Annotated in this window: 16 protein-coding genes and 2 tRNA genes; 9 read left to right on the top strand and 9 right to left on the bottom strand. The window is 59.8% G+C overall.

Going from position 1 to position 14222, the window contains the following annotated elements:
- The first annotated feature begins 2 nt into the window (after positions 1-2).
- Complete coding sequence (nadE, locus tag M3G14_RS09790; protein ID WP_259926405.1) at positions 3-848, top strand: ammonia-dependent NAD(+) synthetase; 846 nt, start codon at positions 3-5, stop codon at positions 846-848.
- 4 nt (positions 849-852) lie between these two features.
- Here the strand turns inward: nadE and M3G14_RS09785 are convergent, their stop codons facing one another.
- Together M3G14_RS09785 and M3G14_RS09780 are read right to left on the bottom strand one after the other, a co-directional pair.
- Entirely contained in the window at positions 853-1629 is a 777-nt protein-coding gene (locus tag M3G14_RS09785) for a fructosamine kinase family protein (RefSeq protein ID WP_259926346.1), read from the bottom strand.
- Positions 1622-2101 (bottom strand): methylated-DNA--[protein]-cysteine S-methyltransferase, encoded by a 480-nt coding sequence (locus tag M3G14_RS09780; protein ID WP_259926345.1) that lies wholly within the window; start codon positions 2099-2101, stop codon positions 1622-1624. Before M3G14_RS09780 ends, M3G14_RS09785 begins: the two co-directional genes overlap by 8 nt.
- Positions 2102-2323: 222 nt before the next feature.
- On the opposite strand from M3G14_RS09780, the gene M3G14_RS09775 reads away from it, so the two are divergent.
- Positions 2324-2467 (top strand): hypothetical protein, encoded by a 144-nt coding sequence (locus M3G14_RS09775; RefSeq protein WP_259926344.1) that lies wholly within the window; start codon positions 2324-2326, stop codon positions 2465-2467.
- Between the two features lie 60 nt (positions 2468-2527).
- Here M3G14_RS09775 and M3G14_RS09770 read toward each other — a convergent pair.
- The 4 genes from M3G14_RS09770 to M3G14_RS09755 all read right to left on the bottom strand — a co-directional run bounded on the left by M3G14_RS09770 (position 2528) and on the right by M3G14_RS09755 (position 4145).
- Positions 2528-2600 (bottom strand) — tRNA-Ala (locus tag M3G14_RS09770).
- A gap of 26 nt (positions 2601-2626) precedes the next feature.
- A tRNA-Ala gene (locus M3G14_RS09765) sits at positions 2627-2699 on the bottom strand.
- 109 nt (positions 2700-2808) lie between these two features.
- Positions 2809-3552, bottom strand: coding sequence for a DsbA family protein (locus M3G14_RS09760; protein ID WP_259926343.1), 744 nt, complete (start codon positions 3550-3552; stop codon positions 2809-2811).
- 95 nt (positions 3553-3647) lie between these two features.
- Positions 3648-4145, bottom strand: a complete 498-nt coding sequence (locus M3G14_RS09755) for a MauE/DoxX family redox-associated membrane protein (RefSeq protein ID WP_259926342.1) — start codon at positions 4143-4145, stop codon at positions 3648-3650.
- Between the two features lie 85 nt (positions 4146-4230).
- On the opposite strand from M3G14_RS09755, the gene M3G14_RS09750 reads away from it, so the two are divergent.
- Positions 4231-4818 (top strand): bifunctional 2-polyprenyl-6-hydroxyphenol methylase/3-demethylubiquinol 3-O-methyltransferase UbiG, encoded by a 588-nt coding sequence (locus tag M3G14_RS09750; RefSeq protein ID WP_259926341.1) that lies wholly within the window; start codon positions 4231-4233, stop codon positions 4816-4818.
- A gap of 14 nt (positions 4819-4832) precedes the next feature.
- Entirely contained in the window at positions 4833-5510 is a 678-nt protein-coding gene (locus M3G14_RS09745) for a DUF3800 domain-containing protein (protein WP_259926340.1), read from the top strand.
- A gap of 119 nt (positions 5511-5629) precedes the next feature.
- On the opposite strand, the gene pgm is transcribed toward M3G14_RS09745, so the two are convergent.
- Entirely contained in the window at positions 5630-7288 is a 1659-nt protein-coding gene (gene pgm / locus M3G14_RS09740) for a phosphoglucomutase (alpha-D-glucose-1,6-bisphosphate-dependent) (RefSeq protein WP_259926339.1), read from the bottom strand.
- A 276-nt stretch (positions 7289-7564) separates the two neighbouring features.
- On the opposite strand from pgm, the gene M3G14_RS09735 reads away from it, so the two are divergent.
- Genes M3G14_RS09735 through M3G14_RS09725 form a run of 3 tightly spaced genes read left to right on the top strand, consistent with a single transcriptional unit; the run spans position 7565 to position 9710 of the window.
- Positions 7565-8983, top strand: coding sequence for a sodium:alanine symporter family protein (locus M3G14_RS09735; protein WP_259926338.1), 1419 nt, complete (start codon positions 7565-7567; stop codon positions 8981-8983).
- Between the two features lie 23 nt (positions 8984-9006).
- A complete protein-coding gene (locus M3G14_RS09730) occupies positions 9007-9357 on the top strand; it encodes a CrcB family protein (RefSeq protein WP_259926337.1) in 351 nt (116 codons plus the stop codon).
- Positions 9358-9359: 2 nt separating this feature from the next.
- Entirely contained in the window at positions 9360-9710 is a 351-nt protein-coding gene (locus M3G14_RS09725; protein ID WP_259926336.1) for a CrcB family protein, read from the top strand.
- Between the two features lie 496 nt (positions 9711-10206).
- Here the strand turns inward: M3G14_RS09725 and M3G14_RS09720 are convergent, their stop codons facing one another.
- Positions 10207-10569, bottom strand: coding sequence for an ATP-binding protein (locus tag M3G14_RS09720; RefSeq protein ID WP_259926404.1), 363 nt, complete (start codon positions 10567-10569; stop codon positions 10207-10209).
- A 66-nt stretch (positions 10570-10635) separates the two neighbouring features.
- Between M3G14_RS09720 and M3G14_RS09715 the strand changes: the two genes are divergently transcribed.
- Both M3G14_RS09715 and M3G14_RS09710 read left to right on the top strand, forming a co-directional pair.
- Positions 10636-11292 carry an ABC transporter ATP-binding protein gene (locus tag M3G14_RS09715; protein WP_049157198.1) on the top strand — a complete coding sequence of 219 codons (657 nt, stop codon included), beginning with the start codon at positions 10636-10638 and terminating at the stop codon, positions 11290-11292.
- The gene (locus M3G14_RS09710; protein WP_259926335.1) at positions 11285-12661 is read left to right on the top strand and encodes a hypothetical protein; all 1377 of its coding nucleotides are present in this window, start codon (positions 11285-11287) and stop codon (positions 12659-12661) included. Before M3G14_RS09715 ends, M3G14_RS09710 begins: the two co-directional genes overlap by 8 nt.
- Before the next feature lie 105 nt (positions 12662-12766).
- Here the strand turns inward: M3G14_RS09710 and istA are convergent, their stop codons facing one another.
- Complete coding sequence (gene istA, locus M3G14_RS09705) at positions 12767-14038, bottom strand: IS21 family transposase (protein WP_259926334.1); 1272 nt, start codon at positions 14036-14038, stop codon at positions 12767-12769.
- Between the last annotated feature and the right edge of the window lie 184 nt (positions 14039-14222).

Here is a 14222-nt window from a genome sequence, read left to right as displayed (position 1 = left end):
CGATGAATGTCATGTCTTACCAGCAAGAAAACCTGCAGTCAGAGATCATAAAAGCCCTGGGTACCCGCCCCTTGATCGATACAGACACGGAAGTGCGCACTCGCGTCGACTTCCTCGCCGATTACCTCGCCGCCACCGGAGCAAAGGGGTTCGTGCTCGGCATTTCTGGCGGGCAGGACTCCACGCTCGCAGGCCGGCTCGCGCAACTCGCCGTGGAACAGCGTCGCGCAAGCGGCGCGGAGGCGACATTTATCGCTGTCCGCCTGCCCTACGGGGTGCAGGCGGACGAAGACGACGCGCAGCTCGCGCTCGAGTTCATCCAGCCGGACGAGACAGTCACTGTAGACATCAAGCCCGCTACCGACGCCCTCGACGCTCAGGCCGCCGGCGCGCTTGGGCTGGCCGGTCTCGGCGACTTCAACAAGGGCAACGTGAAGGCGCGTGTGCGCATGGTCGCCCAGTACGCGATCGCCGGGGAGCGAGGCTGCCTGGTCATTGGCACCGACCACGCTGCGGAGAACGTCACCGGGTTCTTCACCAAGTTCGGCGACGGCGCAGCCGACCTCGTCCCGCTCGCCGGATTGAACAAGCGCCAAGGCGCCGCGCTGCTCAAACACCTCGGCGCGACCCCGCGGCTGTGGGAAAAGGTCCCCACCGCAGACCTCGAGGAAGATCGCCCGGCGCTGCCCGACGAGGAAGCACTCGGCATCAGCTATGCGCTTATCGACGACTACCTGGAAGACAAGCCCGTCCCGCCCGAAGCAGCGAAGCGCCTGGCCCACCTCTGGCGCGTCGGCCAGCACAAGCGCCACCTGCCGCCGGGGCCGCGGGATGGCTGGTGGCGCTGACGCCCTATCTCACCACGTCAAGGGTGTCGTGCGCGGCGCGGACCAACGCGGACGCGTAGCTAGGACCGTGCGTGGTCGCATGCACCGCAAGCGGGTGGAGCTGGTGGATCGGGATACGAGCGCGCCAGGCGTCCGCGGTTGCGACGCTGCCGAGCACCCCACCGGCGCGCGCGTAGCCGTCCACGATCGCATCGAGATAGGGGGCACCGAACAGCTCCAACATTGCGATGTCGGTGAGCGGGTGACCACCGTGCGCGGCAGGGTCGATAAAACGGGGGCCATCAGGGCTAAACAACAGGTTGCCTGCCCACAGGTCGCCGTGGATGCGTGCGAGCGGAGCATCCTCGTCTTCTGCTAGCAACGCATCGCACGCACGGGTAACCACTTCGAGCCCGCGCGCGTCCAGGTTTCCGACCTCGTATGCGGAGCGGGCAAACGGCAGCACCCGCTGGTGCACGTAGAAGTCGGCCCAGCGCTTCGTCGGGGTGCACTCCTGCTCGAGCCGGCCGATGAAGTTCGGCCCATCCCACCCCGTCGGCGGGGCCCCAAAAGCCCTTGTGCCAGCGGCGTGGATCGCCGCCAGCTCGCGGCCAGCGCGTGCCGCCGCCTCTGCAGTGGGGCGTGCGGATTGCACCGTTTCGATGGTGAGGGTATTCGCGGCGTCGTCAAGCGAAAGCACCTCGACCACCGCCGACGATCCCTCGCGCAGCCAACGGAGCCCCGCGGCTTCGGCCGCCGCCGACCCCGGCGCGCTGCCCCGTTTGAGAAATGCCTCAGACATCGGTGCCCTCCAAAGCAAGTAGGAATCGCTTGGCTTGCTCGCCGCCACGATAGCCGCCGAGCGACCCGTCGGCGCGCAGCACCCGGTGACAGGGAACGAGCAGTGGCAAGGGGTTGCGCGCGCACGCGCTCCCGACTGCGCGCACCGCTTTCGGATTGCCAACCTGCTCGGCAAGCTCCTTGTACGTGGTGGTGCGACCGAAAGGCACGCGGGCGAGCGCTTCGAGGACCTGGCGGTGGAAATCCGTGGCGAAACGGAAGTCGAGCGGCACCGTGAAGCGCTGCCGCCTGCCCGCAAAGTACTCCGTGAGCTGGTGCGCGGCGAGCGGTACTTCAGCTGGCTCGGCGATACGCTCCCGCTCAGCCTCAATGCCGTCGGCCTCGAACATGACTTTCGCCACTCCCCTGTTCGAAATAACAAGGCCCAGCTTTCCGATCGGCGAATCAATCTCGTGGAACTGCAAACCGTCCATGGGCCCCACCGTAGTGGGCAAACACCGCGCCCGCTGGGTGAGCATTGAGTAAACTCCACGCTATGCCCAACAAAATTACAAGCTTCCCCATTGCCCTCGCCACCGTCGCATGCGCTCTGGTCGGGTGCGGGGACTCATCCTCCTGCTGAACAGGCCGCAGCGGAACAAGCTGCCGCGGAACAGGCTGCTCAGCAGCAACAACAGCAGCAGGCAGGCCCGCAGATGGAATACGCGACCATGGGCCCCTACGGCTCGCTCAACACCTGCGAGCAAACCCGTGGTATGTGGCCCGTGCAGTCCAGCCCCTGCTACATCGGCGGCGACGGCAACGCCTATTTCGACGGCATGCGCCAAGCCGCACGCTAGCTCACCCCTGAGCAAGAAAACGCTGCCTGACAGTTTCGGCCGGGCAGCGTTTTCACGAAGTGGAGCTAACGGGATTCGAACCCGTGACCCCCACACTGCCAGTGTGGTGCGCTACCAACTGCGCCATAGCCCCGTCAAGACGGTATGAAGTTGTAGAAGTGGAGCTAACGGGATTCGAACCCGTGACCCCCACACTGCCAGTGTGGTGCGCTACCAACTGCGCCATAGCCCCAAATCGGGTCTGCTTGCCCCGGGAAGACCGGCGCGAAGCACTTCGCTAAATATACACGCGCGCCCGCAAGCGAACCAAATCGCCTGCGGGCGCGTACGCGCACTACAGCCTACTTGCTGGCCTTGAGGGTCTCGACCCACTGGCCGACATCGCCGTCGATATCCTTTTCGTCGAGCATGACGCGCGGGGTCCATGCTTCACCGGCACGCTCTTCCTGAAGCTTCAGGTTGGCATCCGACATCTCCTTAGCTGCCTCCGCGTACTTCTCGTCGCGAATATCCTGCAGCGCCGCATCGGAAGCGCCGTAGTCTGCCGCCAGGTCAGCCAGGTCAGCCGTCTCGAGCTTCTTGTACACGTCCTCCTGGTTCTCGAACAGGTAGTAACGCAGGTTCAGCGCAGGTGCAGTCTCACCGTGTGCGAACAAGGCGAGCATCGCCGAGGCCGAAGCCGTGGAGTGGCCTGGGGTGTACGCCTGCTGCTGCCCGTCCAAGAACACCATCGGGCGCAAGTCAACCGCGATCTCCCCGGCCTTCAGCGCCTCCAGCATCGGCTCACCGGTTTCAACCTCGAGTTCCGCACAGTAGGAGCACGAAAAGTCCTCGAAGAGGTCCGCCTTCGGCGCGTCCGTGGCACCTTCGCCGGACAGAGTGATGAAGTCCTCACCCTCGTTCCAGGTGGCGGTGATTCCCTCGGTGTCGAGCATCTCCTCGGCGATCGCGTCTTTCCGGTCGCTCTTACCGTTGTAGACGATGATGCCAATCACCAACAGCGCGATCGCGATAACGGCCACGATGGCCCAGACGAAGCCGGCGCCGCCCTTCGAGTTCGGGTTTTGCACCTTACGGGTGGTCAATGTGGATTCTCCTCAATCTTTGAAAATGCGGGTGATGCGCGAAGTGCGCCCGCGCGCACGGAGGTACGCAGCGGATTATACGGCACGCACCACAGCTACGGGTAGATGGCAAATCGCTTGAACGGGCGGTACACCATGAACGCGGTGATTGCGATAAAGACCACGTCACGCGCGGCTACAAGTAGCAAGCTCGGCCCTTCGGTGGCGTCGGCGCTCGGATCGAAGCACCCGCAATCAATTTCGAGACCGCGCTGCCACGCCGACAGCAGCCCGACAATAAATAGGACGAGCACCACGATCGAAATCCAGCCGGCCGGCCGCAACTTAATCCCCAGCAGAAGCAAGAGTCCGCCCGCCAGCTCCAGCGGCCCGATCAACTGCGCGAGCAAGTAGGACCAATCGTGCGTGAAGATTTCGTAGGCGGCGATGGCCTGCGTCATCTCCATCACATTGCCAATTTTGGGTATTGCAGCCTTGATCCACACGAATGCCATAAAGAACCGTGCTGCGGCCGAGAGCACGTCAAGCACAAGCGTGCGCGTGCTGCGCGCCTGCTGATCACCGGACGCGGCGGCGGAAAGTTGTGTCGTCACATTAAGCAGCGTAGCGCAGCAGAGCCCCGGGGTCTGCATTTTTATCTGCAAAGGTGTGATCTATTTTCGTTCTATACTCGGACCCATGGCTACCTGGAAAGACATCACCACCGCAGACCCCGCCCACTCCGAGCGATACGCCCAGCGCTGGAAGACCTTCGTCGCGCAGGGCAAAGACATCGACGGGGAAGCCAGGCTTATCGACGCTGTCGCGCCGCGCCACGCCCGCATCCTCGACGCCGGCTGCGGCACCGGCCGCGTGGGCGGCTACCTTGCAAAGCGCGGGCACGAAGTGATCGGCACCGACGTCGATCCGATCCTGATCACTCACGCCAAGCAGGACTTCCCCGACGCCACCTGGGTTGTCGGCGACCTGTCCGAGGATGAAATACCGGCGCATGACGTCGACGTCGCCGTTTGCGCCGGCAATGTTATGGGGTTCCTCGACCCGGCTGGCCGCGCGCCAGCACTCGCGAACATTTTCCGTACGCTGCGTCCTGGCGGCCGCCTCTTCGCAGGTTTCGGTGCAGGCCGCGGCTGGACGTTCGACGACTTTCTCGCCACTGCCGAAGAGGTCGGGTTCAACGTCCAGAACTGCTACGAGAGCTGGGAGCTTGCACCTTTTACCGCAGACTCCAGCTTTCTTGTCGCCCAGCTCGCGCGGCCTGCGTAGACGAATGGTCAACGATGGCTAAGCGGGTTTGCCTGTACGCGGATGAGACTGGAAACCTAGATTACGAGGGCACCCCCAACCCACGAGGAGGCGGCGCCTCGACATATTTCGGTTTCGGGACCGCAGCTTTTGACACACAGCACCACGGTGATGATCTACTCCAAGGTCTGCATTTGCGAGCAAGTTGCGCAAAGGAAGGAATTTCGCTTGCGAAGGGATTTCATGCAGTCGACGATTCTTCCAGGACACGAAATGAAATGTTTCACTTAATCCAGGAACAAGCACCGCGATTCGACACAACGTTCCTGATGAAAGCGAATGCGTATGCGGGCGTCAGAGCAGATGGCCCAATGCGCCTCTATAAACTCGCGTGGTTTCTTCATCTCAAGCAAGTTGCGCTGCAGGTTTCCCGGCCAGAGGACGAACTCTACGTTGTCGTCGCCGAGTTCGGCACAAAAAGCACTCGGAGAGCTGCATCTGAAGCAGTAGCCGATGTGTGCGCCCAAATCAACAGAAATATCACCCTGTGCGTGTGGACAGCGCAATCCTCATGGGGGCTACAGGTGGCAGACTATGGTCTTTGGGCCGTGCAACGCCACCTCGAAGGCAAGAAGTGCTCCTGGTTTGAGCCGTGTATCAAACCGACGTTGAACTCATTGTTTACCCCATGGGGTCGCGCTGAAGCACATTGAGAACAATGAAACCGGCTATCCCACCTGTGAGGGCAGGAAGTCCTCCCCTGGAGGACTTGTCGCCGGTTTCGCCTTTATTGTAGCTGCTCCCCCAGGCCGAAACAATAGCCTGGCGATACCTACTCCCCGAGCACTTCGGCCACCACGGACTTCGCCGCCTCCTGCACTTCCTTCAGGTGCGCTTCACCCTTGAAGGACTCCGCGTAGATCTTGTACTTGTCCTCGGTGCCGGATGGCCGTGCCGCAAACCAGGCGTTCTCCGTCGTTACCTTCAGACCGCCGATAGCGGCGCCGTTACCGGGAGCCTCGGTAAGCTTCGCCGTGATCGGCTCGCCAGCCAGCTCGGTGGCGCTCACCTGCTCCGGCGACAGAGCCTTGAGGGTAGCCTTCTGCTCGCGGTTGGCCGGGGCGTCGATGCGCGCGTACGCGGGTGCACCGAATTGTTCGGCCAGCTCTGCGTAGCGCTGCGACGGGGTCTTGCCCGTCACGGCAGTGATTTCGGCGGCGAGCAGGTCCATGATCAGCCCGTCCTTATCCGTTGACCAGACGGTACCGTCCTTGCGCAGGAAGGAGGCACCTGCGGACTCTTCACCGCCGAAGCCGATCTGCCCGTCGATAAGCCCAGGCACGAACCACTTGAAACCGACCGGGACCTCCACGAGGGTGCGGCCGAGCGAAGCGACCACGCGGTCGATCATTGAAGAGGACACGAGCGTCTTGCCCACGGCGGTACCCTCGTCCCAGCCATCGCGGTGGCTAAACAGGTACTCGATGGCCACCGCCAGGTAGTGGTTCGGGTTCATCAGCCCGGCGTCCGGGGTGACAATGCCGTGGCGGTCCGCGTCCGCGTCATTGCCGGTAGCGATGCCGTACTTGTCGCGGTTGTGCACGAGCGACGCCATGGAGTTCGGGCTAGAGCAGTCCATGCGGATCTTGCCGTCGGTGTCCAGCGTCATGAACCGCCAGGTGGCGTCCACGTTCGGGTTGACAACCTCCATGTTCAGACCGTGACGCTCGGCAATCGCACCCCAGTAGTCCACAGAGGCCCCACCCATCGGGTCCGCGCCGATGCTCAGCCCGGAGGCACGGATCGCCTCGATATCCACGACGTTCGGCAGGTCGTCCACGTACGTTCCAAGGAAGTCGAAGCGCTCGGCCCGCTCGTCCAAGACACCGGTCACACTCACGCGGCGCACGCCCTCCAAGCCCCGACCGAGGTAGTCGTTGGCCTGATTGGCAATCCAGTCAGTCGCGTCTGCACCGGCCGGACCGCCGCTCGGCGGGTTGTACTTAAAGCCGCCATCGCGCGGCGGGTTATGCGAAGGAGTAATCACAATGCCGTCGGCCCGCTGCGGGTCCGTGCCCGTGACTCCACCGGCGAGCTTCGCGTTGTGCGACAGAATCGCATGCGACACGGCTGGGGTTGGGGTGTAGCGCCCCGCAGCGTCGACAAGCACTGGCACCTCGTTTGCAATGAGCACCTCTAGCGCGGTCACCATCGCCGGCTCGGAGAGCGCGTGCGTGTCGCGCCCAATGTAGACCGGGCCACTGATGTTATTCGCGCGCCGGTAATCCACGATGGCCTGCGTGGTCGCCAGAATGTGCTGCTCATTGAACGCATTGTCCAGCGCCGAGCCACGGTGCCCCGAGGTACCGAAGCTCACCTGCTGGTCCGGATCCTGCGCATCAATCTCGCGGGTGTAATAGGCCGTGACAAGCGCAGCAATGTCGATCAGGTCGGCAGGTTGGGCGAGTTGACCGGCGCGTTCGTGTGCCATGGAGTACTCCTTCGTTTGCGGGCTGCAGGGCGCGCCGCTTTTCGACGCCCCCTTCCACGCCCCATCTTCCCCGCTAACTCCAGTTTCTGCCAGGGCAATCCCCTCACTCCCCCACCAATTGTGGGGAAGCTTAGAAAAAGTTGGTAAATATTGGCGAAATGCATGACTTTTTATAGCTCGACAGGTTACCATTACGAACAACTTCTGTGGCACCAGTCACATACGATGCCGCGGGAGGGAGTGTTGTCCCCTAACCCGAGCCCGAAACGTGGAGATATGACCTCATCGTTGAATGATTTTCTGGGCGGGATTGCCAGCGTCGTCTGGGGCCCGTTCATCCTCATGCCGCTGCTGCTTGGCACCGGCCTGTACCTGACAATTCGCCTCGGCGGCCTGCAGTTCCGCACGCTCGGCCGCGCAATACGCCACGCCTTCATTGACAAAAGCGGTGAAGGCGCCGGAGACATTTCCAACTACCAGGCGCTTACGACCGCCCTCGCCGCGACCGTCGGTACCGGCAATATCGTTGGCGTGGCCACCGCGCTTTCCATCGGTGGCCCGGGTGCACTGTTCTGGATTTGGGTCACCGGCCTCGTCGGTATGGCTACCAAGTACACCGAGGCCTACCTGGGCGTCCGCTACCGCACGACCGATAAGTACGGCAAGCAGCAGGGCGGGCCGCACACGTACCTACGTCGCGGTATCCCTGGTGGTCTAGGCAAGTTCCTCGCCATCGCGTTTACGCTGTTCACTATCTTCGCGTCTTTCGGTATCGGCAACCTTACCCAGGGCAACTCCATCGCCGCGGGCATGGAGGATACCTTCGGCATGGATCCGCTGGTCTCCGGCGTCATCATCTTCTTCGGTGTGGGCGCTGCCGTCCTCGGCGGCATTGAGGGCATCGGCAAGATCACTTCGGCGTTCGTTCCGCTCATGATCGTGATCTACGTCTTCGGAGGCATCACAGTGCTTGCGCTGATGGCAGACCAGATCCCCGCAGCGCTTAGCCTCATTTTCACGGACGCATTCACTGGCACCGCCGCAACCGGTGGCTTCGTCGGCTCCGGTATCATGCTGGCAATTCAGTTCGGTGTCGCCCGCGGCATCTTCTCTAACGAGTCCGGTCTCGGTTCCGCCGCAATCGCCGCGGCAGCCGCGAAGACCGAGCACCCGGTTCGCCAGGCACTGGTGTCCATGACCCAGACCTTCATCGACACCATCATCGTCGTCACCATCACCGGCCTCGTTATCGTCACGTCCGGCACGTGGGAGATGGGCCGCGAGGAGGCCGCGGTCATGACCGCGGCCGGCTTCGCAGAAGGCCTTCCCGGCCACTGGGGCGGCACCATCGTGTCGGTCTCGTTGATCTTCTTCGCGTTCTCCACCATCCTCGGCTGGTCCTACTACGGCGAGCGCTCCGTGGTCTCCTTGCTCGGTCAGTGGGCGAGCGTGCCGTACCGCATGATCTTCACCGTCGTCGCGTTCCTCGGCGCAACCACCGAACTGGAGCTTGTTTGGACATTCTCCGACCTGGCCAACGGCCTGATGGCGCTGCCGAACCTCGTCGGCCTGCTAATCCTCTCCGGCTTGGTTGCTCGAGAGACCCGCGAGTACCTCAAGTTCGACCCGCATCTCAAGAAGGACCCGGACGAGGTCGCTCGTTTCGTCCAGAGCCAAGGGATGAATTGGCAGTAGTTTCCCCTGCTACCCTGTAGTACATGCAGGCCAACACCTTCCGCGAAGCGCTCCTCGTCGGCCTCGGTGCCGCACTAGGAGCGCTTTTGCGTGCCGGTTTGCTCGCCATTGCGCCTGGCCCAGCTGTGGTTGCCACGCTCGTCATCAATGCGCTCGGTGCCTTTGCCATGGGCTACTTCAAGCCGGGGCCGTTCCTTGGCACCGGCTTTCTTGGGGGCTTTACCACCTTTTCTGCAATGGCCGTCGCCGCCGTACACTCGAGCGCCATCTGGGCCCTCGCCCTAGTTGCCGCAAGCTTTGTTGTTTGCGTCGGTGCCTGGCTGCTTGCCGACGCCACGTCACCCCACCCCTACCGCCCACACCAAAGGACCTAAGGATGGAGCTTTTACTCGTAGGCAGCATCTTCACCGGCGGGTTCCTCGGTGGAATGGCCCGTTGGGCGCTTTCCCACATCCCGGCACCCCGAGTCGGTACCTGGGCTGCGAACATGGTGGCCTGCTCGGTTCTGGGATTTGTGTACGGCCAAAGTCTGCTCATTGTCATGGCCTTCGGGACCGGATTCGCAGGTGCACTCTCCACCTGGTCAACGCTGGCTAAAGAGCTCGGCCAGTTAATCAGGGACAAGGACTATGGCGAAGCTCTGAAGTACCTTGTCGCCACCGCGATCCTTGGGTTGGTGGCCGCTGGTTTTGGTTTGCGTTGGGGTGCACGGGCGTTTGGGGTGTGACGATGTCGGCACCGGGTGTTTCTTTTCCTGGGGGTTGTCGCACGCGTGTTGCATGGGTCGTATTCGCGGTGTGGTTGGAATGATGTTGTATCCGGTTTTCGGCGACCAGGCATAACACTGGTGTGATGCTGTCTCGTTACATGATGATTCCAGTGCCTCCGGGGGCGGGGTGCCGGCCACGCCCACACACCCCGATATTGCCAACGCATCCCGTGCGCCACGATCCTGCGGTGTGATGGGAATGATGCTGTATTGAAGCGTCCTGGGTTTAGTTCCTACCTCTGCTAAGGAAGGATTGGCACTATGCCCAGAAAATGTTCCGCCGAATTCAAGGAGAAGGCGGTCCATCAGATCATCGAAATGGTCCGCCTGGAGTCTTGCTCACTGCAACGCGCCTACACTGTTCAGAAGACTGAAATGGTAGCGGTGTGGTGAGTATCTGGTAGCGCCTGAGTGAGTATCCGGTAGCGGTGTCTCACTCAGGCGTTGTTGTTGGTTATGCGTTGGTGGTCAGGCGCATGTTTGGTCCTTCGAGTGTGATGATCTCGGCGCCGGAGACGAGTCGGTTGAGGATTGACTCGGAGATCACGGCGTCGGGGATGGACTTGTACCACTCCTGCGGGGTGAATTGTGAGGTCACAATCGTTGAGACTTTGCCTTCTCGCCCGGCGAGGATGTTGAGAAGTTGATGCGCGGTCGCGGCATCAATAGGTGTGGTCAGGAAGTCATCTAAGACCAGGACGTCGACGTCGTGGAGGTGCTGGATGAACTTCAGCCGTATGGGGTCATCGGGTTGCAGGACTGCCAGTTCGGCGGCGAGCATGTCGGTGCGGTAGAACCGTGCGGAGTAGTCGTTGATCGGCTAAAGAGAATCATTGGCATGGCATTCTTGATAAATTTTATTCCTACAATGAAGGACCGGTAGATGTTTGAGGTTATTGACGCTGGATTTCAATTCACGGTGCAGAACAGGAAGGATTGGCTATTCCGGAATGTGAACTTCTCGATTGCGAATGGCGAAGTGGTAGCCCTCATGGGGCCGTCTGGGTCAGGCAAGACCACTCTGCTTAATGGACTCGCTGGTATTGGGCGGCTATCCGAAGGTAAGAGCGTGCTTGATGGAATCCAGATATCGGGCCTGCCAAAACGAAAGGTGCGCAAACATCTAAGGGATTCTGTATCAATAGTTTTCCAAGACCACCTATTGATTCCGGGATTAAACCTGCTTGAGAACGCGGAGTTGTCTTGGGCCTTGTCGGGTAAGCCGAAGGGGATCTCCCCCAAAACAGTTTTAGACAGCTTGGCTATTGGAACAGAAAGGAACTCTCTGCCTGAAGAAGTCTCAGGTGGACAAGCACAGCGGGCAGCAATCGCGCGGGCCTTGGCTAGTGGCCCAAAGTTGTTATTCGCCGATGAGCCGACAGGGAGCTTGGACGAAAAGAACGCACATCGGGCTTTTGGTGAAATCAAAAATTGGTGCGGTTCACAGGGGGGACACGGTCTAATCGTTACCCATGATCCGGTCATTGCAAAGCTATGTGATCGTATTGTTCGTTTGGACGGCGGGACAATCAATGGATAATCCCAATCGCGATCAAGCAATCTCGCTTAAAGTTACAAAACCGTATTTTCGAGCGTCGTTAGGTCCCAATGTTGCAGCTGCGGTAGCTATCGGTTTTTCAATCGGCGTACTTGCAGCTGTTCTTAATACCCGAGCCGCGACTGAAGGTACGGCAGTGGGTGTGGCTGTCACGGTGAATGTGGCGACAAATGTTGCTATCTCCTGGACGATTGCTTCGATTTTCTGCATTCCGCAGATAGTGAGTCGAGCGTTTACCAAACTTGACTATTTCATCGGTTGTCTACAAATTGTGGGATGGCCGGCTCGACGGTACCTTGTCATGCTCATCGCACAGCTCCTATTCATCGAAGTCTTGGCCATCTTACTTTCTTATCCTGTAGCTGTACTCTTTCAGCGGTTAGTGATGCTGATTTCCCGTCGGGACTCTGACGATTTGTTGTACCCTGGTCAGCTTTTTGAGCCGATATCGCTGAATTCAATTTTGATGGCTACGCTCATAATCACTGTTAGCGTTATCATTGTCGGCATTATCACGTTCATTGGTTACGCCTTGAAGCAGAAGACTCAGGCATCGGGAGCGAAGCCTGTACGTGTTTCAATTGACGGGCTCAATAGGCTGCGATGGGGAGACTTGGCCGCCACGCTGCCCGTCGTCTTTCTTGTAATAGCGGTCCAGGCTGGTGCTCAAGCAGGACTTTTTGTCATTCTAGCTATGGTATCTGCCTTGTTTTGGCTATGTAACCGTTTTATTCTGCACATCGTCAGAGCGATAGAGAAAGCTACAACCCGATTGGCTGGTGTCATTCCCGGGATAGCTGTACTGGGCGCATTCTCTGCAGAGCTTCATAATATGACGAAGTCTATCGTCTTGCCGTTGTCCTACGTACTGGGCATTCCAGCTATTGTCCTTTCAGTTTCACACACAGAGGCTGACGCATTGAATCAAGTGGGTGGGGGAATCCAGAACTGGGATTTTCTTGTCATGCTTGGTTTGCCCCTGTTCTTTGTAGGAATACTGTCGATCGCATCATTTCTAATGGCTGTAGATCAGGTCACGATTACAACTGACCGACTTAATAAAGTTGGGTTTCCTGTCTCGGTGATCTATCTTGTCAGATTCGCAGGTCTACCTTTTCTGTTTATGTGTGTCAGCCTCGGAATTGCAGCTATATTCGCACTGGTCAGCTCGATCATTCATGTGATAGTTCTTGGTTCGTCGATAAAATTTGCAATCGCCGGGCTGTCAATGATGGTCTCGCTATTATTAGCCGGGGCACTCTATTTATCTTTCATCCTGTTCGGGCTCTTTTACTCCCTTTGGAAGTACCTTCACCACAAGTACATCGCTGACCACCGTTCGAGGAACTAAGTGAAGCATGTTTCTCTTCGGCTGGTCGTCTGCGAGTGGCTAGAGAATGCAACCACTTCTTCAGCCGCTGCATCAGACACTCTCTTCTTCCGATGACTTTGCGTGTTACCGGACCAACTTTCCTGGCTTCGCGATAAAAGTAGTCGCTTGTCCACAGTCCACGGGTGGAGTCCATTCCAGATGGAATGTGCTCGCAGTCGGTGACATAGGCCCCACGCTTATGCGAAACCTGGTGGGTTGCCACAGTTTTCCCTGGTCAAAGACGGTCAAGACCTGGCCCGTGATGCGCACATCGACAGTGCGGCCAACAAGCTGGTGCGGGACGGAGTAGCGCACGGTTGCAACCGTGATATGGAAATCTGGGGCCACTTTCGCACGCTTCCACTCGGTGTGTTGCCACGGGGTTGGAGGCAGATCGGCAAGGAGATGCTGTTCGTGTTGTTCAAAGAGGTCCCTGCGGCTTGACTGCTGACTGCGAAACGGCACGGAGGTGTTGATCGCGTCGACTACGCCCACAATCTTTCCGTTGAGCTCGTCTAAGTCGACGCACTGGTGACCATCGAGGGCGTGGATGACTTTGTGCGTGACGATTTTTACCGCAGCTTCCACATTCGCTTTATCCTTTGGTCGACGCGCGCGTGTGGGAAGTGCTGCTGTGTTGTAGTGCTCCAAGAACTGCTGGTAGGTGTCGTTGACCTTCCGGTTCCTATCGGCAGTGCTGATCGCGTTCGACGCCGTCGACGCGTTATCGGGGACAACAACCTGGCGGACCCCGCCGAAGTAGTCAAACGCTTGGCGGTGAGCATTAAGCCAGGACTGTTGCCGCTGGTCAACACACGCACAGGCAAACAGCATCCCTGAATACGGCAGCGAGGCGACGAAAATGCTGACTTTCGCACCGTGTGTGCCCGCAGGGTCGTACAGGCGCATCTTGGTCCCTGCCCAATCCACCTGCATCGTATGCCCTGGCGCATGGGTGATCCGGGCGGTAAGCCCGGCCGCGTCGACATGGGAGGCAACCAGCTGGCGGAACCGGTCGTAGCTGTAGTGCCGCTGGCCCGGCTGGGCGGGGGTGGTGGTGTAGCGAGCCCACAATACTTGCAGTGTGTGCTTCGTACGCCCTGTGCGGGCTTTGACGACCGTTTCAAAGTCAATCGGGACGAACTCGCCTTGCCCGCTGGTGCGTTTATCAACGAATATCTCGTCCAGCTCGTCATTCGTCAGCGCCGCGACCTGCTGGGCAGTGGTCAGGCCAAGGTTTCGCAGTGCTTGGTTCGCTCGGGAAATCGCGCGGTGCGAGCACCCGAGCTGGTCTTCAATCTGGCGGTAAGAACGCTTCCCTATAAGCAGCGTCATCACCGCACGGTAATCCGTCATCAGCGGACTCCTTCCAGTACGCGCCGCACCCGAGTGGTGCGGCTACCGGAAGTATCATCCCGAGCGCACTGAGCTGCGACCGGATACTCACTGAAGCGCTACCGGATAGTCACGACACTGCTACCAAATAGCCGGTCGCAACATACACGGAGGTCGGTGAGCTGCTTGGAGTATCCCACCACAC

The sequence above is a fragment of the Corynebacterium sp. p3-SID1056 genome, from assembly GCF_025152525.1.
Lineage (GTDB): Bacteria > Actinomycetota > Actinomycetes > Mycobacteriales > Mycobacteriaceae > Corynebacterium.
The sequence above is the reverse complement of the archived record's forward strand: the minus strand, read 5'-3'. Positions and strand labels throughout refer to the sequence as shown.